15 protein-coding genes and 1 pseudogene are annotated in these 20,050 nt (G+C 67.5%); 9 read left to right on the top strand and 7 right to left on the bottom strand.

The window, feature by feature from the left end; all coding sequences use genetic code 11:
• Positions 1-12: 12 nt before the first annotated feature.
• Both B9Y97_RS00990 and B9Y97_RS00985 read right to left on the bottom strand, forming a co-directional pair.
• The gene (locus tag B9Y97_RS00990; RefSeq protein WP_085525007.1) at positions 13-2,802 is read right to left on the bottom strand and encodes a hypothetical protein; all 2,790 of its coding nucleotides are present in this window, start codon (positions 2,800-2,802) and stop codon (positions 13-15) included.
• Positions 2,799-3,779: a hypothetical protein gene (locus B9Y97_RS00985; RefSeq protein WP_085525006.1), complete on the bottom strand. Its 981-nt coding sequence runs from the start codon at positions 3,777-3,779 to the stop codon at positions 2,799-2,801. The genes B9Y97_RS00990 and B9Y97_RS00985 overlap by 4 nt, the downstream gene beginning before the upstream one ends.
• Before the next feature lie 161 nt (positions 3,780-3,940).
• Between B9Y97_RS00985 and B9Y97_RS00980 the strand changes: the two genes are divergently transcribed.
• Complete coding sequence (locus B9Y97_RS00980; protein WP_176224261.1) at positions 3,941-4,999, top strand: ligand-binding sensor domain-containing protein; 1,059 nt, start codon at positions 3,941-3,943, stop codon at positions 4,997-4,999.
• Positions 4,996-5,610 (top strand): hypothetical protein, encoded by a 615-nt coding sequence (locus B9Y97_RS00975; protein ID WP_085525004.1) that lies wholly within the window; start codon positions 4,996-4,998, stop codon positions 5,608-5,610. Before B9Y97_RS00980 ends, B9Y97_RS00975 begins: the two co-directional genes overlap by 4 nt.
• 24 nt (positions 5,611-5,634) lie before the next feature.
• Here B9Y97_RS00975 and B9Y97_RS00970 read toward each other — a convergent pair whose 3' ends face one another.
• The 5 genes from B9Y97_RS00970 to ccmI form a co-directional block, all read right to left on the bottom strand.
• On the bottom strand, positions 5,635-6,135 hold the full coding sequence (locus tag B9Y97_RS00970) for a hypothetical protein (RefSeq protein WP_139828184.1): 501 nt from the start codon (positions 6,133-6,135) through the stop codon (positions 5,635-5,637).
• Positions 6,136-6,698: 563 nt separating this feature from the next.
• Complete coding sequence (locus B9Y97_RS00965) at positions 6,699-8,546, bottom strand: ABC-F family ATP-binding cassette domain-containing protein (RefSeq protein ID WP_085525002.1); 1,848 nt, start codon at positions 8,544-8,546, stop codon at positions 6,699-6,701.
• Positions 8,547-8,926: 380 nt separating this feature from the next.
• Positions 8,927-9,148, bottom strand: a complete 222-nt coding sequence (locus B9Y97_RS00960) for a DUF1289 domain-containing protein (protein WP_085525001.1) — start codon at positions 9,146-9,148, stop codon at positions 8,927-8,929.
• Positions 9,145-9,609 (bottom strand): Holliday junction resolvase RuvX, encoded by a 465-nt coding sequence (ruvX, locus tag B9Y97_RS00955; protein ID WP_085525000.1) that lies wholly within the window; start codon positions 9,607-9,609, stop codon positions 9,145-9,147. Before ruvX ends, B9Y97_RS00960 begins: the two co-directional genes overlap by 4 nt.
• Entirely contained in the window at positions 9,606-11,150 is a 1,545-nt protein-coding gene (ccmI, locus tag B9Y97_RS00950) for a c-type cytochrome biogenesis protein CcmI (protein WP_085524999.1), read from the bottom strand. The genes ruvX and ccmI overlap by 4 nt, the downstream gene beginning before the upstream one ends.
• A 198-nt stretch (positions 11,151-11,348) precedes the next feature.
• Between ccmI and B9Y97_RS00945 the strand changes: the two genes are divergently transcribed.
• The 7 genes and pseudogenes from B9Y97_RS00945 to B9Y97_RS18290 all read left to right on the top strand — a co-directional run bounded on the left by B9Y97_RS00945 (position 11,349) and on the right by B9Y97_RS18290 (position 20,044).
• Entirely contained in the window at positions 11,349-12,596 is a 1,248-nt protein-coding gene (locus tag B9Y97_RS00945; protein ID WP_085528031.1) for a sarcosine oxidase subunit beta family protein, read from the top strand.
• A gap of 76 nt (positions 12,597-12,672) precedes the next feature.
• Complete coding sequence (locus tag B9Y97_RS00940) at positions 12,673-12,996, top strand: sarcosine oxidase subunit delta (protein WP_085524998.1); 324 nt, start codon at positions 12,673-12,675, stop codon at positions 12,994-12,996.
• A 91-nt stretch (positions 12,997-13,087) separates the two neighbouring features.
• A complete protein-coding gene (locus B9Y97_RS00935; RefSeq protein WP_085524997.1) occupies positions 13,088-16,099 on the top strand; it encodes a sarcosine oxidase subunit alpha family protein in 3,012 nt (1,003 codons plus the stop codon).
• Complete coding sequence (locus tag B9Y97_RS00930) at positions 16,092-16,670, top strand: sarcosine oxidase subunit gamma (protein ID WP_085524996.1); 579 nt, start codon at positions 16,092-16,094, stop codon at positions 16,668-16,670. The genes B9Y97_RS00935 and B9Y97_RS00930 overlap by 8 nt, the downstream gene beginning before the upstream one ends.
• Positions 16,671-16,771: 101 nt before the next feature.
• Positions 16,772-17,380, top strand: a complete 609-nt coding sequence (locus B9Y97_RS00925; RefSeq protein WP_085524995.1) for a superoxide dismutase — start codon at positions 16,772-16,774, stop codon at positions 17,378-17,380.
• A 591-nt stretch (positions 17,381-17,971) separates the two neighbouring features.
• A pseudogene (locus tag B9Y97_RS18420) lies at positions 17,972-18,799 on the top strand (hypothetical protein); the annotation flags it as partial.
• Positions 18,800-19,129: 330 nt separating this feature from the next.
• Complete coding sequence (locus B9Y97_RS18290) at positions 19,130-20,044, top strand: autotransporter outer membrane beta-barrel domain-containing protein (RefSeq protein WP_254900819.1); 915 nt, start codon at positions 19,130-19,132, stop codon at positions 20,042-20,044.
• Positions 20,045-20,050: the final 6 nt, after the last annotated feature.

Here is a 20,050-nt window from a genome sequence, read left to right as displayed (position 1 = left end):
TTCCCCATCGCCTCACACCCCCGGTGTCTGACCGGATTTCGAGGCCCCGCGCAGCCCTTCGACCGCAGCGTTGCCAAGATCGAAACCGGCGGGCGGCTCCACCGCCGCGGGTGGTTTGAATTTTTGCAAGGACTCGAGGTTCGATGACATCTGCTGCACCACCTTGTCGGGGGTGTAGCCCATCTTCGCCAGCTCGAGCTCGACTTCGGCGGGCGTCAGCTTCGGGTTCTCCATGATGTCGACCGCCTTTTCGAGCCGTGGCGGCACCTCGGCGACCTTGCGTCCGTGTTGCTCGTTCAGCTTGGCGACGCGATCTTCGAGCTGGTTCTTGAACTGCTTGGTGGTCTGGCGGTAGCCCTCTTCGATCTGACCCTCGGCCTTGGCGTGCAGGTCGTTCGCCTCGGCGCGCACCTCGGCGGCCTCCTGCATCTTGCCGCCGGCTTCGAGCGTATCGGCTCTCGCATCGAGCGCATTGGCATCGGCGCGGGTCTTGGCCGCCTCGTTCTGCCATTCGTAGTTCTTGTGTTCCATGGTCTTGCCCACCGCCTCGACATCCTCGAAATCGCGGCCCCGGTGTTGCGGATCGACGGCGGTCTTGAGGTCCCTGTCGCCGGTGCCGTAGGCCTCGGCGTCGAGCCGGTCGGTGCAGGCCTGGTCCATGTCCTTGGCGTATTTGTTCACCGCGTCGGTATCGACTTCGAGCTTGCCGGTCTCGGGGTTCACCCTGGTGGGCAGATCGCCACCGTGTCGGGCCTTGTAGAATTCCTCGTTGTAGATCCTCTGGCTGTCGGTTTTCGGCACATCGGCGAAGCCTTCCTGAACCTTGCCGGTGCGCGGGTCGATCACCTCGTCCTGGCGCACGCGGTAGGTCACGTCCTGATCGAAGCTGGCCTTGTCGCCGCGCACTTCGACGCCGGTTTCGGGCGCGCGCTGCTGGTAGTCGGCGGCATCGGTTTTCATGGCAGGATCGGGCTTGCGGGCAAAACCGCGCGGATCGGCAGGGGCCACGTCGCCCGGTGCGTTGGTGGGTTTGACCACCTTCACGTCTTCGATCGGCACGCCGTATTCGTCCGCGATCCGGCGACGGGCAGAGTCGTGGGCGGTTTCGTAGGAGGTTTTGAGTTCCTTGTTGAAATCGGCGATGGTTTCGCTCGGCCCCTCCGCCCCGCGCTTGTTCAACTCGTGCATCGCGTGCTTGTCTTTCTGCACCCTGTCGACCGCATCGCGCACCCGGGCGTCGGCGTCCGGCGCGTCGGGGTTGGTGCGGCGATACTCGAGCGCCTCGTCAAGCTCGCCGACCTTCTGCGCGCCGCGCGTCCGCCCGGCCTCGAAATCGGCCTTGCGCTGGTCGAAGCTGCGCCCGCCGTGGCTCACGTCGGCCTCGCGCGCGTCGACCCGCGGCACGCGCGGACCGAGGCCATCGGCAACATCGTCGCCAGAGCCGCGCAGGATGTCCTTGACGTCGCGCTTGAGAAATTCATCGGCGTTGCGGACCTTGGTGCGCAGGGCATCGTCGAGGTTGGTGCCCTTGATCGTGCGCTCGTAGAGTTCGCCGCCAGCCTTGCCGCCGGTCTTGATCCCGCCCTCGACGACGCGCCCGATCGTCTCATCGACCAGAACCCGCTTGACCGCGTTGCCGAAAGCCTCGGTGCCGCTCTTGCCGGCCATGACATCGTCGTGGATGCCATACATCTTCTCGGTGACTTCCATCGCGATCTCGGATTGCCCGCCGGTGGCGGCCGCGGTCAGCCCGCGCAGGACCATCGCCTTGTAGGAGGTGTTGCCCTCGGAATCGACGCCGGTGAAGATCTCGCGCGCGGTGTCTTGCGCACCTTCCTTGACCCAGTTGGTCTCGTCTGACTCCTGCCGTGTGCGGGTGGCGTCGATGTCGCGCTCGATGATGCGCTTGATCTCCTCGATCTCCTCCCAGGTCGGCTCGCGGCGGCCGTCGCGCACCATGTCGTCGCTCATCCTGTCGAGGCGGTCGAGGATCTTGCGGGTCAGCTCGGGGTTTTCCCCGACCATGTTCCTGTCGCGCATCCGGTCGACCGCGTCCGACATCCTGTGGATCGTTTCGAGCCGGTTCTGGCTGTCTTTCTGCTGCTTGATGAAGTCGTCGTGTTCGCCGAAGCTCCAGGCGCTGCGCTCGCGCGGGGTGTAGTCGGTGTTGCCGCCTTCGCGCCCGACCTCGCCGCGCAGCCGGTCGCGCTCGCGGATGTAGCGTTCCATCTCGCGGATCTGCTCGCTCGGGTCGCGCCCGGCGTTCTTGAGACCCTGGATGATCGAGCGCAGGAACTCGACCTGCTCGGCGGCGCTGCGGTAATCGCCTTCGAGGTGGCGGATGCGCTCCTGTTCGGCTTCTGCCTCGGCCTCGCCCAGCAGGCGTTCATAATAGCGGTTCGCTTCCTCCTCGGTCGCGAAGACGTGCGGCTTGCCATCGGTATCGGTCACCACCCAGCCCTCGCTGCCGGGGGGCAGTTCGGTGAACCCGCCGGCGGTGCCCTCGGCGCTTTCATCGCGGGTGCCGGGGGTGGCGGGCGGCGGCGTGGTACCGGCAATCACCCCGGGCACCGTGCCGCCGGCGACGCTTGAGCCCAGCACGCCCGCAACCACCGCCGAGACTGCGCCGACAACCGAGATCACGGCGTTGTAGCCGGCGGTCTGTTCGCAATCGGCGGGGCCGGAGCAATCATGTGCAAGGCCGGTTTGCGGCAGCAGCAGGGCCAGCCCGGCGAGCAGCAACACCGGGAGCAGCGCGACGAGGCGGCGCGAGGTTCCCGCCGATGCGCCAGGGGAACTCATCGTGCGGCTCCCGGATTTGCAGCGCCCGCGCCGGGGCGGGGCGTCAGGATGACATAGGCCAGCACCATGCCGACGATCACCACGAATTGCTGTTTGAATGCCTCGTTCGTCACGCGCTCCTGGAAGGTCAGGAGCAGCGAAAGCCCGGTGGGCACCAGCAGCATGAGCATCCAGCGGGAGAATTTCGACAGCCGGTCGCGGGACTCGAACAGGCGGGGGAAACGGGCCATGAAGGGGGGGCCGTAGTAGATCGTCAGGTGCACCAGCACCCCAACCAAGGCCGGGAAGGCCCGGTGCGAGACGATCCCGACAGAATGGCCGGTGGCGTAATGCGAACCCGACCAGACCACCGCGAAAAACACCGCGGCCACGATGGCGGGCATCACCGAGCGGTATTTCTCGGGCACCGCGGCGTTGAGCTTGTTGATCGCCGCCGTGATCGGTTTGCGCAGGAGGATCATCGCCACCGCCAGCACCAGCGAGCCGAACACGACGCTGAGCCCGACGAAGGCGGAGCAGACATACATGCCAAAGGTTTTCGGAACGAAGTTCGAGCAACTGCCGGTCGGGATCAATGCGTTGATCGCCATCGGCAGCGCCATCAGAAACGACCAGCCGAGCCACGAGATCACCAGGCTTGCGCCGAAGACGATGCCGATCGTCGTGAGCGATGCCGGGTCCAGCAAGGGTGGCGGCGGATCGGCGGGGCGCACGGTTGCAGCCGGGGCCGCGGATCCGGGCACCGCGCCAGTCCGCCACGGCCGGGCATCGCCGGCCGCGGTTGCGGGCTGCCATGTCGCGCTCCCCGGATCGTGGCGCAGGAGCTGCCCGGTGGCGTCAACCGCCCACCAGTTGCCGGCGTCGTCCTGCGCCATCAGGCCTTCGCAGGCGATCAGGAATCGCTCCTGCGATATCCTGCCGCTGTCGCAGGATGCCTTCAGTTCCCGATAGTGATGCACCAGATCGTCGGGGCGCATCTAAGCCTCCCCTGCCGGGACCGGCGCAACTCGCCCCCGGCGATGGTGGATATTGGAAGGGAAATCCCGCCGAAGCGGCATGATATGGATCAATTACCAAGTGCTTTGGCTGTTTCATCATGCCGATGGCGGTGATCGCGGCCGGGTCTGGGGGCACTGGGATGATGAAAGGCAAGGTCGGATTGCTTGGCGCATCGGCGCTGGCGCTGGCTTTGCTCGGCGCGCTGGCCTTTTGGGGTCCGGCGGCGATCTGGCCCGGTCCGGGCGGGGCCGCGCGCCCGGGCTGGTCTGTCGTGCAACCGCCGCATGACGTGAACGCGCTGGCGCAATACCGTGGCCGGATCTGGGCCGGCGGGCGCGATGGTGTGGCCGTGCTCGACATCCGGGACGGCACGGTCTTGGCGCTGCCGGACGGCACGCCTGCCATGGGTTATGTCAAGGCGTTGCTGGTGGATCGTGCCGGGCGGCTCTGGGTCGGGCATCGCACCGGCCTTGCGCGCTTCGACGGCACCGGCTGGCTGCAGATCGAAGCCAGCGCCAGCATCGCACCGGGGCCGGTGACGGCCCTGGTGGAAACCGGGGATGGCCGCATCCTCGTCGGGGGCGAGGCCGGGCTGGCGGTTGTCACCGGCACCGGGTTCGAGCCGGTTGGTATCCCCTCGGAGCGGGCAGGTGCCGTCCTGTCATTGTTCGAGGACAGCCGTGCGCGGCTCTGGGTTGGCCTGACCTCCGCAAGCCTTGGCGGCCTGATGGTGCAAGACGCCGACGGCTGGCGGGCCCTCGGGCGCGCGGACGGCCTTGCCCACCTGCGCGTCAATCACATTGCCGAGGACGGCAGCGGCGCGCTCTGGCTTGCCACCGGCTTCGGGGAGCGCGGCGGCGCGTGCCGGCTGGATGACCCCGAGGCGCTGGGCGGATGGCGGTGCATCGGTGCCGCCGACGGGCTCGCGTCCGACATGGTTCGGCTGGTGTTCGAAGACCGCCACGGCCAGCTCTGGTTCGGCACCGAGTTCGACGGGGCGGCGGTTGTTTTCGGCGGGCAAAGCCAGCGGCTCTCCCCGGCCGATGGCCTTTCGGGATACGAACTCAAGGCCATGCTGGAAGACAGCGACGGCAACCTCTGGCTCGGCAGCGACAAGGGGCTGACCCGGATCGACGCCGCGCACAGCCGGTTGGCCGGTCCCGGCGCGGCGCGGTCGACGCAGGGAAGCGGCGAATGACCCACCCGCACATCCTCGCCCTCGTCGCGGTGTTCGCCACGCTCGTCGTCGTCGGGCTGGCAGGGGCGGGCCTTGCCGGGATGCCGCCAGACTTCGCGGTTTCGGTGGTTGCGCTGCCGATCGGCCTGCTTGTTGCCGGCGCTGTGATGCTGTGGCGCGGGCAGGCCGATCGGCTCGCCGCCTGGTCGGCGCGTCTGGGCGCAGGGCTGGCCGCCGGGCTGGCGGCGACGCTGGTCTACAACCTTTATCGCGTCGGTGTTCGCCTCGTCTTCGACATGCCGTTCGATCCGTTCCGGGTGCAGCCGGTGTTTGGCCAGATCCTTACCGGGCTGCCCTCGACCCATGCCGGCGCGCTTGTCGCGGGCTGGAGCTATCATCTCTGGATCGGGGCGATGCTGGGCATGGTCCTTGCCGCGCTGCGCCCGCGCGGGGGATTGATCGCCGGGGCGTTGTTTGCCGCGGCCATCCAGTTGGGGCGCTGGGCGATGTATCCCGCGGTGTTCCGCGCCGGGCTTGTCGACAACGAGTTCTTCGCCAACGGGGTGATCGGAATACTGCTCTGGGGCATGGTGCTCGGGATCACGCTGGCCGCGATTTCGCGCCGGTTCTGAGCGCGGCGGCGGGGGCGGCGATCTTCAGGCGGCGATCTGGAATTGCAGGTAGCGGGCGATGACGGCGGCCAGCGCGATTGCCAGCGCGGCAAGCGGCACCCGCGCGAGATTGCCCATGCCCGGTTTCTGGGGGATCAGGAGCATCGAGAATATCGCCCCGTAGACGAGGCCGAAAAACCCGACGACAACGAGGAATTCCTCCACGGTTTCAATCGCGAGCGAGTCCCAGTTCTGGACGATTACCAGTTCGCAGATGATCCAGAAAACCAAGGTGAACCCGAAGCGCAGCCATCCCCAGACCAGGGCACCGAAATAGGGCAGCGACACCAGCAGGCCCGCCAGCGCGCCGCCCGCCGCGCCCCCTGCGGCGTTCTGGCGCGCAAGGTTGAGATCGTAGCCCATCCCGTATGGATCGGAGATCTCGAAGCCCAGGTTGTCGATGCCGACAATGGCGACATAGGCGGCGAAATCGGCCAGCGCCCAGGCCAGTGCCCAGAACAGGGCCATGATAAAGATGTTCGCCACCAGCCGGCCTGCGGGGTTTTCGCCACCGGCTGTTGTTGCGGGCGCGGCGGCCGAAACCGGCGCTGCGGGCGGTGGCGGAAGCGGCGCAGCCTGCGGCGGAAGCGGCGCAGCCTGCGGCGGGTGCGGCGGTGTCGGGCGGGCAGGGGGCGAGGGTGCCTTCACGTGCACCGGCGGTCCCGGAGGGGGCAGGGGGGCGCGGGGCGGATCGACCGTCTTCAGGCGATTGAACGCTGGCGCGGCCAGCGGTGCGCCGCACTCGGTGCAGAAGCGTCCGCCGGGCGCTGCCGGGGTGCCACAAGCGGAACAGAACGCAGGCACGCTTCCCATCGCTGTTACCCTCCGCAGCCATTCTACCATTCCCGACAGGTGCGCGCCATGTTCCAGAGCGGCGACGCGACCTTATGTCTGGCCGGTGGGGAAGCGGTGGACACGGCGTTTCGCAGGCCGCCAGCCGGGGCGTTTTGACCGGTGCGCTGCCTGACCGCCGGGGCCTTCTGTCGGTAGGGATGCGGTGATCCGGCAAGGCGCGGGCCCGCCCGCCGATATCCGCTTGGACCGCGGCCCTAGCCTCCGGCCGCGTCGAGTTTTTCCTGTGCGGCGATCCAGAGCGTCTCGGCGCGGTCGAGCCCTTCCATGACCTCGGCGTATTTCTTCTGCCAGACTTCCATCTCGCCGATGCGGGCGTTCTCATAGAGCGCCGGGTCGGCGAGTTTGCGGGCGAGGCGGTCGCGCATTTCTTCGAGCTTTTCCATCCGGGCCTCGCTTTTTCGCAGTTCGGCGCGCAGCGCGATGAGCTGGTCGCGGCCCGGCTTCTCGGGTTTGGCCTTCGGCTTGTCGGGTTTCGCGGCGGTATCGCCCGAAAGCAGCAGCTTGCGGTAGGCGTCGAGATCGTCCTCGAACGGGGTGACGCGGCCATCCTTGACCAGCCAGAGCCGGTCGACCACGAGGCTGAGCAGGTGCATGTCGTGGCTCACCAGCACCACCGCGCCGGAATAGGCGGTGAGCGCCTCGACCAGCGCCTCGCGGCTTTCGATGTCGAGGTGGTTGGTGGGCTCGTCGAGAATGAGCAGGTGCGGCGCGTCGAGGGTGGCCAGGAGAAGGGTCAGACGCGCCTTCTGCCCGCCCGAGAGCCGCCCGACCACGGTTTCGGCCTGTTCGGCCATCAACCCGAAGCCGGAGAGCCGGGCGCGGTGGCGCGCCGGGGTTTCACCGGGGCGCAACCGGCGCAGATGGGCGAGCGGGGATTCGTCGGCGCGCAGATCGTCCATCTGGTGCTGGGCGAAATAGCCGACGCGCAACTTGGTCGATGTCGTCAGCTTGCCCGCGAGCGGGGCCAGCCGCCCGGCGATCAGCTTGGAGAGCGTCGACTTGCCCTCGCCGTTGCGGCCGAGCAGAGCGATGCGGTCGTCCTGGTCGATGCGCAGGGTGAGATGCGAGAGCACCGGGGTGCCGTCGTAGCCCACGCTTGCGCCCTCCATGGTGACCACCGGCGGCGAGATCTCTTCGGGTTCGGGGAAGGTGAAGCGCCTGAGCGCCGCCTCCTGCGGGGTGGCGGTGAAGGTCAGCCGCTCGATCATCTTCAGCCGCGATTGCGCCTGCCGGGCCTTGGTGGCCTGGGCGCGGAACCGGTCGACGAAGCTTTGCAGATGCGCGCGCCGGGCCTCGACCCGGCGGTTCTCGGCCTCGGCGGCGGCGAGCCGGGCGGCGCGGGTCTTGGCGAAGGTGTCGTAGGGCCCGGAATAATAGGTCAGCTTGCGGTCTTCGAGGTGCAGGATGCCGGTCACCGCGCGGTTGAGCAGGTCGCGGTCGTGGCTGACGATGATCACGGTATGGGGATAGCGCGCGAGGTAGTTTTCGAGCCAGAGCGCGCCTTCGAGGTCGAGGTAGTTCGTGGGTTCGTCGAGCAGCAGCACGTCGGGCCGCGAGAACAGCACCGCCGCGAGCGCCACGCGCATCCGCCAGCCGCCGGAAAAATCGGCGCAGGGCCGGGCCTGGGCGGCGCTGTCGAAGCCAAGCCCGCGCAGGATCGAGGCGGCCCGCGCCTCGGCCGACCAGGCGTCGATATCGCCGAGTCGGGTCTGGATTTCGGCAATGCGGTGCGGATCGGTGGCGTGCTCGGCCTCGGCCATCAGCGCGGCGCGCTCGATATCGGCGGCAAGCACGGTGTCGAGCAGGCTGTCGTCGGTCGCCGGGGCCTCCTGCGCCACGCCGCCGATTCGGGCGCCCTTGGGCAAGGTGATCTCGCCGGTTTCCAGCGTGAGCTCGCCCCGGATCAGCCGAAACAGCGTGGTCTTGCCCGTGCCGTTGCGCCCGACGAGGCCCACCTTGTGGCCATCGGGGATCACGGCGGAGGCGTGTTCGATCAGCGGGCGGCCTTCGACCGAATAGGAGATGTCATCCATGCGCAGCATGGCGGCTCACTGCCTGAACCCGCGCGCGGGGTCAATCACCCGCCGCGCATTCGCGGGCTGCGACGGCAAGATTTGCTCAAGCCGCAGCACAAGGCGACGCAGCTTGCCAGAGAGCGGCCCCGCTCGCGCGTCATCGGGCCGGGCCGAAAGGCAAGTGGGACGGGGTCTGCGACAGGTCAGGGCGGCCTCTGGCCGGGATCTTGACGCCGGGCCGGAAGCGCGCGGCTGCGGGCGGTGGATCGGCGGGGTGGCACCCGGCGCTGCGCCGGGATTGGGCATGGCGGGTGGCAAGCCATTGTTTGGCGTAAGCGATCCCGCTGCCAAGGTGAGGTGGCACCCACCTTTCGCTGCTGCGGCCGGAGCCGCGGGGGCAACCTGCCTTAACCGCGGCCGCGCCCGAGCCTCCCTGTGCGCCCGCCGCGGCGCTGGGTGAGCAGGCCGGCGCGGTCGGGCAGAGTGGCCATGATCTCGCGCCGCGCCGCGTTGTCGAGCCCGCCCCAGGCGGCGATCTCGGCGCGGGTGCGGAAACAGCCGGCGCAGATCCCGGTTTCGCTGTGGATCACGCAGATCTGCACGCAGGGGGTCAGGGCTTCGTCGCTCACAGGTGCCTCATCCGGTCCAATGCGCCTTGCAGGATCACCCCGGCGGCGACGTGGTCGATCACCTCCGCCCGGCGCGCGCGCGAGGTGTCGGCCTCGATCAGGGCGCGTTCGGCGGCGACGGTGGACAGGCGCTCGTCCCAGTAGGTGATCGGCAGCCCGAGGGCGCGGTCGAGGTTGCGGGCGAAGGCGCGGGTGGATTGGCAGCGCGGGCCTTCGGAGCCGTCCATGTTGCGCGGCAGGCCGAGCACGATGCCGGCAATCGCCCGCGCCCGCGCGATCTCGCCCAGCCGCGCGGCGTCGGCGGTGAACTTCGTGCGGCGCAGGGTTTCCAGCGGGGTGGCAACCTGCCTGAGACCGTCCGACACCGCCACGCCGATGGTTTTCTCGCCGTAGTCGAGCCCGATCAGCGCCGCGCCGGGCGCGAGCTGGGCAGCGAAATCGGCGATCTCGTCGTGGATCACTCGGTCGCTCCTGCCGCCTGGGCAGCCGGGCGCAGGGCATCGAGCGTCGCGGCGTCATCCGCGAAATCCGCCTGCGCCGCCTCCCACGCGATCTGCGCGCGTTCGGCGTCGCCCTGCACCGCGAGGGCATTGAACAACTGCGCCCAGCGGTCCGGCGTGCCGCCGTCCTCGGTGAGCGTATCGAACAGCCGCGCGACCATGCCCTCGATCATCGCGGCACGGTCTTCCGCCTCCATCTCGGCGGCGGAGTCCATGTCTTCGGCGGTTGGCCCGGCAAGGGCGGGGGCGTTGTCCTCGGCGGGGGCGCTGCCGCCAAGCCCGGCGCGGCCGGCAGCCGCCTCGATCAGCGCGAGATCGTCGGGGCGGTTGGCAAACACGTTCTGCGCTTCCGCGAAGATCGCGGCGGCGCGGTCGAGATCGCCAAGCACGCCCAGCCCCTCGATCAGCCGGGCCCAGTCGGCCGCGGAACCGCCTTCGGAGGCGAGACGCTGCATCAGCGACCGCACCAGCTCGTCGAGCATCTGTGCGCGTTCTTCGGGGGTCAGGTTCTCGGCCGCCGCGACGTCGTCGGCGCTGAGGCCGGGGACGCGCGATTCGAGCTCTGGCGGGGTGTATTCCTCGCCCGCGAGAGCGGCGAGCTGGCGGATCTGCGCCATGATCGGCGCCACCCATGGCTCGGAGGGATCGGAGCCCTCCAGAAGGTCGCGCCAGATCGGGAAGGCAAGGTCGGGGCGGCCGATCTGCGCCTGCAGAAGCCCGGCATAATAGCGCGCCACGTGATCGCGCGGGTTGAGCGCAAGCGCCGCTTCGACCGCATCCTCGGCCTCGGGCGAGATCTCGCCACCGGCGGCGAGCGCAAGCAGATCGGCGTATTGCGAATACTCGTCCGCCGCCGCCATCTCGCCGCGCAACTCGATCACCCGTGCCATCGCCTTGCGGGCGGCGACGTAATTGCCGAGCGCCGCCTCGTGCTGGGCCAGCAGCAACTGACCCTGCAATTCGTCGGGGCGTTCGGAGGCAGCCTCGCGCAGCTTTTCGACAAGCTCGACGTAATCGGCCGGCGCCGCCGCGGGCGGCCCGGACCAGGCCGGCAGCGCGGCTTCGAGCTCGGCCTGACTCGCGCGGGACTCCCGGGCGATCTCGGCGGCCTCGAAACGCGCTTTCAGCGGCATGTCCCAGTAGCCCGGCGCGCCCATGTCGGTGTAGAGCCAGAACCCGCCGCCGAGCACCACGATGCCCGAGAGCGCGAAGGCCGTTACCGTGGCGGCGCGGGGGGCGTTGCCGGCGACCTTTCCGGCGCGTGCCTTGCGGTCGGCATCGAGCAGGCGGCGCGAGATCTCGGTGCGCGCGCGTTCGGCTTCTTCCTTGCCGATCACGCCGCGCGCCACGTCGCGGTCAAGCTCCCTGAGCTGGTCGCGGTAGACCTGCATGTCGAAGTCGGCCGTTGCCGCAACCTCGCCGCTTTTGGTGAGCAGGGCGCGGCCGAGTATGGCGATGGCAACGACGGCGAAGAGACCCGCCAGTATCCAGAACCCGATCATGGTCCCTCCAATTCTTTTGCCCCCACTTATAGGAGAGGGCGGGCGGGCAAAACCCCCCTGCGACGCCGCGTCCCGGTGGGGTGGACGCGATGTCGCAGATGTGATGTCGCATTTGCAGGGTGTTAGGCCGCATGTTGCCTTGGCAGCATTGCGAAAGCCGTGAGACAAGGGATGCCGAAGCCCTCGGAAGGAGTCGCGATGAGACGCTATTCTGCCTTTGCCATCGCCCGCGAGGCGCTGCGCTATCACCAGGGATGGGAGCGCGCCTGGGCCTCGCCGGACCCGAAGAAACGCTATGATGCGATCATCGTGGGTGCCGGCGGGCACGGGCTGGCCACCGCCTTCTACCTCGGCAAGAACCACGGCATCACCAACGTCGCGGTGATCGAGAAGGGCTGGCTCGGTGGCGGCAACACCGGGCGCAACACCACGATCATCCGCTCGAACTACCTGCAGGACCCGTCGGCCGCGATCTACGAGAAATCGCGCAGCCTCTACGAGACGATGAGCCAGGATCTGAACATGAACGTGATGTTCAGCCCCCGGGGCGTGATCATGCTGGCCCAGACCGAACACGAGAAGCGCGGCTACCTGCGCACCGCCCATGCCAACGCGCTGCAGGGCGTCGACACCGAGTTCATCGGGCCGGAAAAGGTCAGGCAACTGGTGCCGATCATCAACATCGACGGCCCGCGCTACCCGGTGCTCGGCGGGTTGTGGCAGCCGCGCGGCGGCACCGCCCGGCACGACGCGGTGGCCTGGGGCTACGCCCGCGCTTGTAGCGCGATGGGAATGGACATCATCCAGAACTGCGCCGTCACCGGGATCGAGACCGAGGGCGGAAAGGTCAAGGCGGTGAACACCTCGAAGGGCCGGATCGAGACCGGCAAGCTGGCGCTGGTGGTGGCCGGGCATTCCTCGGAACTGGCCGAGATGGCCGGCTTCCGCCTGCCGATCGAGAGCGTTTCGCTTCAGGCGCTGGTGAGTGAGCCGATCAAGCCCTGCATGGACGTGGTGGTGATGGCCAACACCGTGCACGGCTACATGAGCCAGTCCGACAAGGGCGAGATGGTGATCGGCGGCGGCACCGACGGGTTCAACAACTACACCCAGCGCGGCAGTTTCCACCATATCGAGGAAACCGTGCGCGCGCTGGTCGAGACCTTCCCGATGATCTCGCGACTGAAGATGCTGCGGCAATGGGGCGGCATCGTCGACATGACCGGCGACCGCTCGCCGATCCTGTCGAAAACCCCGGTGGGGGGCATCTACGTCAACTGCGGCTGGGGCACCGGCGGCTTCAAGGCGATCCCCGGCAGCGGCTGGGCGATGGCCGAGCTGGTGGCGAAGGACGCGCCGGGACCGCTGGCGGCGGATTTCGGGCTGGAGCGCTTCCGAGAGGGCCGCTTCATCGACGAAAGCGTGGCGGCGGGGGTGGCGCATTGATGCGCGGGCCGGGCCAAAATTCTTCGAAGAATTTTGCCAAGGATTTTCGAAAATCCTTGGCCGAGGAGGTGACGACATGCTGATCCTGGAATGCCCCTGCTGCGGCGTGATGGCGGACGAAACCGAGCTTGCGCCCGGCGGCGAGGCCCATCTGACGCGGGTCGGCCCCGAGGGGTCGGACGCGGATTTCGAGAGCTACCTGTTCGACCGCAAGAACCCCAAGGGCGTGCATTTCGAGCGCTGGCGGCACGCGGCGGGCTGCGGCAAGTGGTTTCATGCCGCGCGCAGCACGGTGACGCTGGAGGTTTTCGGCACCTACCCGGCGCAGGTGACCGAGCCGCCGAAGGCGCTGCTGGCGACGATCGCGAAGAAGGTTCCGGGCTGGGAGGGCTGGCAATGAGCGGTTTCGAATTGCTGCCGGGGCCGACCCATGCGGGGGCGCTGCCCCCGCACCCCCGGAGTATTGGGGCCAAGAAAAAGGGGGCAGGGGCATGAGTGCGCGGCTGGAAGGTTACGGGCGGCTGATCGACCGGTCGAAGCGGGTGTCGTTCAGCTTCAACGGCAAGCGGTTTCGCGGCTACGGCGGCGACACGCTGGCCTCGGCGCTGCTGGGCGCGGGGCAGATGATGCTCGGGCGCAGCTTCAAGTATCACCGTCCGCGCGGGCTGGTGGCCTCGGGGGCCGAGGAGCCGAACGCGCTTGTGGGGCTGGGCGAGGGCAGGCGCTTCGAGCCCGATCAGCGCGCGACCACGACCGAGTTGTTCGACGGACTCGCCGCGATCAGCCAGAACCACTGGCCCTCGCTCGCCTTCGACATCGGCGAGGCCAACAATTACGTCGCGCGGTTTTTGCCCGCGGGGTTCTACTACAAGACCTTCATGGCCCCGCGCGGGGCATGGGCGAAGATCTTCGAACCTTTCGTGCGGCAGTCGGCGGGGCTGGGCCGGGTGCCGGTGGACGCGGACGCGGACAGCTACGAATACGTCTATGCGCATTACGACGTGGTCGTGGTCGGCGGCGGCGTGGCCGGGCTTCAGGCGGCGCGGGCGGCGGCGGCAACCGGGGTTTCGGTGCTGGTGATGGAGGATGCCGCCCATTGGGGCGGACGCGCGCCGGTCGATGGCGGCGAAATCGACGGCATGGCCCCGGGCGACTGGGTGAAGGCCGTTCTGGAAGAGCTTGAAAATGCGGGGAATGTGATCCTCAGGATGCGGATGCAGGGAACCGGCGTCTATGATCACGGCTATCTCCTCGGTTATGAGCGGGTGGCCGATCACAGCCCCGGCGACGGCCGCCCGCGGCACCGGCTCTGGCGGATCCGCGCAGGCCGGATCGTGACCGCGACGGGGGCGCTCGAACGCCCGCTGGCGTTTGCCGGCAACGATGTTCCGGGCGTGATGCTGGCCAGCGCGATGCGCGACTACCTGGTGAACTGGGGCGTGGCGGCGGGCCGGCGGATCGTGGTGGTGACCAACAACGACGACGCCTATCGCACCGCGCTGGCGATGAAGGCGGCGGGCCGGGTCGTGGCCGCCGTGCTCGATGCCCGCGAGGTGGTGACCAGCCCGCTGGCGCAGGCGGCGCGGGCCGCTGGCATCCCGGTGATGGAAGGCCGGGCGATCGCCGAGGTGCGCGGGCGGGCCCGGGTGAAATCGGTTCTGGTGACAACGCAGAAAGGGGCCGGCAAGGCCGGCGAGGAGATCCGGTGCGACGCGGTGGCGATGTCGGGCGGCTGGTCGCCGGTGGTGCACCTGTGGTCGCATTGCGGCGGCAAGCTCACCTGGGACGAGACGGCGGCGCTGTTCCGCCCCGACCCGGAGCGCGCGCCCACGGGGGCCGACGGTGCGCCCTTCGTGCTGACGGCGGGGGCGGCCTCTGGCGCGCTGGCGCTCGATGCCTGCCTTGCCGATGCCCACGAGGCCGGGAAGGCTGCGGGCAAGGGGGCGGGTGGCAAGGCCAGCCGCAAGGCGGGGCCGAAGGCATCGTGCGAGGCCGAGGCCGCGATCGAGCCGGTCTGGATCATGCCCGAGGGCGCGGGCCCCGAGAAGCGCATGAAGATGTGGCTCGACTACCAGAACGACGTGAAGGTGTCGGACGTGCAGCTTGCCGCGCGCGAGGGTTACGAGAGCGTCGAGCACACCAAGCGCTATACCACGCTGGGGATGGCGACGGATCAAGGCAAGCTTAGCAATATCAACGGATTGGCGGTGCTTTCTCAGGCGTTGCAGCAGGCGATCCCGCAGACCGGCACGACCACCTTCCGCCCGCCTTACACGCCGATCAGCATGGGCGCGATCGCGGGCGAGGCACGGGGGGACCTGTTCCAGCCGCTCCGGCGCACGGTCCTGCACGACTGGCACGCGGCCCATGGCGCCGACTGGGAGCCGGTGGGGCACTGGCGCAGGCCCTATGCCTACCTGAGCGCGGGCGAGAGCCGGGCGCAGGCGGTGCGGCGCGAGGTGGTGAACACCCGTGAGAACCTCGGGCTGCTCGACGCTTCGACGCTGGGCAAGATCGTGGTCAAGGGCCCCGACGCGGGCCGCTTCCTCGACATGATGTATACCAACATGATGTCGACCCTGCCGGTGGGCAAATGCCGCTACGGGCTGATGTGTTCGGAGAACGGCTTTTTGATCGACGACGGCGTGGTGGCGCGGCTCGATGACGACACCTGGCTGTGTCACACCACCACCGGCGGGGCCGACCGCATTCACGGCCACATGGAGGAATGGCTCCAGACCGAGTGGTGGGACTGGAAGGTCTACACCGCCAACCTCACCGAGCACTACGCCCAGATCGGCGTGGTCGGGCCGAAGGCGCGCAAGGTGCTGGAGGCGCTGGGGGGGATGGATGTCTCGAAGGAGGCTTTGCCCTTCATGCACTGGGCCGAGGGCGCGTTGGGCGGCTTCCCGGTGCGGGTGTTCCGGATCTCCTTCTCGGGCGAACTCAGCTACGAGATCGCCGTGCCCGCGAGCCGGGGGCAGGCGTTGTGGGACGCGCTGATGGAGGCGGGCAAGCCGCATGGCGTGATGCCCTACGGCACCGAGGCGCTGCACGTGCTGCGCGCCGAGAAGGGCTTCATCATGATCGGCGACGAGACCGACGGCACGGTGATCCCGCAGGATCTCGGGCTGAACTGGGCGATCTCGAAGAAGAAGGACGACTACATCGGCAAGCGGGCGCAGGCCCGGGCGCACATGGCCGACCCGGAGCGCTGGAAGCTGGTGGGGCTGGAAACCACGGATGGTTCGGTGATCCCCGACGGGGCCTATATCGTCGCGGAGGGCACCAACGCCAACGGCCAGCGCAACACCCAGGGCCGGGTGACCTCGAGTTACTATTCGCCGACGCTGAAGCGCGGCATTGCCATGGGTCTGGTGCTGCACGGGCCGGAGCGGATGGGCGAGGAGGTCACGATTCCAAGGATCGACGGTGCCGAGATCAGGGCGCGGATCGTGGAGACGTGTTTCTACGACAAGGAAGGGGCGAAACAGGATGTCTGAGGCGGTATCGGCGCTGGAGGGCGCGACATTCGAGGGCTTTTGCACCCTGCGCGACGCGGGGCCTGTGGGGATGGTGACGATCCGGGGCGATCTGGGGGCGAAGGGTTTTGCCAAGGCGGTGAAAGACGCCACCGGCTGCGGCCTGCCGCACCCTCGCGGCATCGTGACGGCGGGCGGCCGCAGGCTCGCCTGGATGTCGCCCGACGAGCTTCTGTTGATCTGCGAGCACGGCGAGGCACCGGCGTTGGCGGCCGGGCTGGCCGAGGCGCTCAAGGGCCAGCATGCGCTGGCGCTCGACGTGTCGGACGCGCGCGCCATGCTCCGCCTCGAAGGCGCGGGCTGCCGCGAGGTGATCGCCAAGCTCTCGCCCGCCAACCTCGCGCCCGGCGCCTTCGGGCCGGGCGAGATGCGGCGCACCCGGCTGGCACAGGTGGCGGGCGCGTTTTACATGCCCGACGAGACGAGTTTCGAGATCTTCGTGTTCCGCTCGGTGGCGCGTTATGCCTTCGATCTGATCGCCAATGCCGCCCGGCCGGGCAGCGAGGTCGGGCTGTTCGCACCCGCGCCCTGAGCGACGGATCTTGCGAAACTTTTACCCTCGGGTGCTTGACCTTCGGGGCCATCCCGCCCCATGTAATGCCTGAGCGAAACAATCAGATCAGGGAGAGACCAATGGCTTTCGAACTTCCCGACCTTCCCTATGCCCATGACGCGCTCGCGTCGCTCGGCATGTCGAAGGAAACGCTGGAATACCACCACGACCTGCACCACAAGGCCTATGTCGATAACGGCAACAAGCTGATCGCCGGCACCGAGTGGGAGGGCAAGGCGCTCGAGGATATCGTGCGCGGCACCTACGAGGCCGGCGCGGTGGCGCAGAACGGCATCTTCAACAACGCCTCGCAGCACTGGAACCACGCCCAGTTCTGGGAGATGATGGGCCCGGGCGACGACAAGAAGATGCCGGGCGAACTGGAAAAGGCGCTGGTCGAGGCTTTCGGCTCGGTCGACAAGTTCAAGGAAGACTTCGCCGCCGCCGGTGCGGGCCAGTTCGGCTCGGGCTGGGCCTGGCTGGTGAAAGACAGCGACGGGTCGCTGAAGGTGACGAAAACCGAGAACGGCGTGAACCCGCTGTGCTTCGGCCAGACCGCGCTCCTGGGCTGCGACGTGTGGGAACATTCCTATTACATCGACTTCCGCAACAAGCGCCCGGCGTATCTCACCAACTTCCTCGACAAGCTGGTGAACTGGGAAAACGTGGCGGCACGGCTGGCTGGCTGAAGGCGCTGCATTCCGAGATCGAGCGGCCGTCCTTCGGGGCGGCCGTTTCGCGTTTGGGGGCTCGTCCATCAGGTAGAGCCCCTTCCGGGTGCAACGTTCGGCGAAAATCAGCAGGAAGCCGTCGCCATGGGAATGCGACAGGTAGTCGGGCGCGACCCCAGACAGATCTTCGAGGTAACGGGCGACGGCCCAGAAGGTTTCGGCCCGGAAGTACCGGCAGGTGGCGACCTTCGGCAGCTAGCCCGCCCGCCAGTGCGCGCCAAGGCCTGCGCCAGAGGCATCGAGCGCGGGCAGGGGTGTCGGTATCGGGCGTCGTCGGGCAAAGGCGAACTCCCAAGTTGCGGCGGGCGCCGATGCAATCATCGGCTGATGCCGCCGCAACCGGCCTGTCCTGGCGGGGCCCTCGGCGTGGGCGGGAAACTATCGGAAGTGTCACCCCCCCCCATCCGATACGCCCCTTGCGCGTTTGAGGGTATTCCCCGCCGCCAAACCTGCATGCAAAGAATGGCTGGATTTGGGCGGACAGCCAAAGCCTCTGATCCGACTTACTTGAAGCGAAGTGGATGAGACAACGTGAAAAGCAAAAACAAGATGGGTACCGCAGCAAAAAAACCCGGCGTTTCCCGCCACGGCCTAGAAGTGACATCCGTGTTCACCTTTGTGCTCGGCGTGAGCAGTCCAGCCCTTGGTGAACCCCTTGATTGCGTCGATCCGGTGATCGGTGGCGACGAAACTGAAATGTGTGAACTGCTCAACTTGGACGGTACGCCTACGGCGACGCGCGTGGTTCCCTTTTCGCCAATGGGCGTTAGTTCGGATGGCTCAGTCGTAGTGGGAGCGGCAAGTTCTTTTGATGGCTACATTTGGACGGAAGCGGGAGCCACAATAATTTCTGGAACCAATACAGCGAACGCAGTTACGCCTGATGGTTCCATCGTTGTCGGGCAAGATGCTAATAGCCAACCCTATCGCTGGACTGAAGTCGGCGGAGTGGAACCCATAAGCAGCTTCAATGCAAATGCTCTGTCTATTAGCGCAGACGGGTCGACTATCGTTGGGCAGGCATTATCTGGGCTTACTGATAGTAATAGCGCTTGGTACTGGACCAGTGCGACTGGGTTACAAGATCTTAATCTTGGCTCTAATAGCACCGCTTTAGATGTGAGTTCAGATGGAAGTGTTATAGTTGGGTGGCTTCTGTCGCGACCAGACACGACATTTCCGAACAACGGATTACAAAAGGCGTTTCTATGGGATGCCGGCGGCGGAACGATTTATCTAGGAGATTTGGGGGGGGAGAGTTCTCTTGCTTTCTCAGTAAGTGCTGACGGAGGAACGGTTGTCGGTGAGAGCTTTGATAGTAGCGCCAATAAGCTCGCGTTTCTGTGGACGGCTGAGGATGGAATGCAAAATCTTGGAACACTGCCTGGTGGCGTGTACAGTACCGCCAGTTCCGTCAGCGACGATGGTTTGGTGGTTGTTGGTCAAAGTGGGCCAAGTTCTTGGTATCAGACTGATGGAAACCGCGCATTCCGCTGGACAGAAGACAGTGGGATAGAAAACTTGGGTGTGCTCACAGGCGACGAATGGAGTTTCGCTAGGGCGGTCAACGACGATGGGTCAATTGTGGTTGGGCAAAGTGGTATTGGAGCTTCCGCCCGGGCCTTCATCTGGCGTGCGCCATCGAATGAAGAGGATAACGTTGGCGGCGTAATTGAGGACTATGCTAACCTCCTCACCTCCTTCCCGGTGCTGACCAATGACAGCGCGGTGGCGGCGGCGCAGGCACAGCAGGGGCTGGGCCAGACCATGGGGCAGGGCTTTTTCGCCGGGTCAGGTCAGTTCGGGGTGCAGATGCATGCAGGCTTTGCGCGCACCGACCGCAACCCCACCACCGTGGGCGCGCGCAGCACCAACTCGGGCGCGGTGAGCCTCGGCTACGGGGTCAGCGGCGGTTTCACCGTCGGCGTCACCGCCAGTTTCGCGGGCACCAGCCTCGCCAACAACGGCTTCGACATGAGCGCCGGTCCCGGCCTCGCCGCCTGGGCGCGCTACAGCGCGGGCGGCGCTGCGGGCACCGGGCTGCAAGCCGAGGCCGCGTTCGGCTGGAGCCGCGCGGAAGGCGCATTGATACGCGGACGCCTGCTCACGGGCGTTGCGCTCGCCACCGGCACCTCCTCGCTCCAGACCTGGGGCGGGTTCGCCTCGGTCGGCTATGGTTTCGAGGCGGGCGGCGGCTGGCTCGTCACCCCCAGCCTGGCGCTGAGCCACTACCAGACGACCCGGCCGGGCTATAGCGAAACCGGCGCGCCCTTCAACGCCACCTATGACGACATGACGGTGAGCCGCACCGATCTGACGCTGGGCCTGACCGCGGCCTTCAAGGTGAGCGAACAGGGCACGCTTTCGCTTGGCGCGGGGATCGACCGCGAGGTGGCGGGGCAGGCCGCCGTGCTGTCGGGCACCTCCGACATCCCGGGGCTTGCCACGTTCAACATCCCCTCCAGCTTCGTGGCGAACCAGACGCGCGGCTACGTCAGCGCCGGCTATGCCCATGATTTCGGCAACGGCATGACCCTCTCGGGCGATCTGCGTGTCGGCCACGCGGTCTACGGCACCAGCCCCGAGGTGCGCGGCGGCCTGGTGCTCGGCTTCAGCTTCTGATCCGGG

It is taken from the genome of Maritimibacter sp. HL-12 (genome assembly GCF_900177545.1).
Classification (GTDB): Bacteria; Pseudomonadota; Alphaproteobacteria; order Rhodobacterales; family Rhodobacteraceae; genus Sinisalibacter.
Note: the sequence above shows the minus strand (reverse complement) of the source record. Positions and strands in the feature narration are given on the sequence as shown.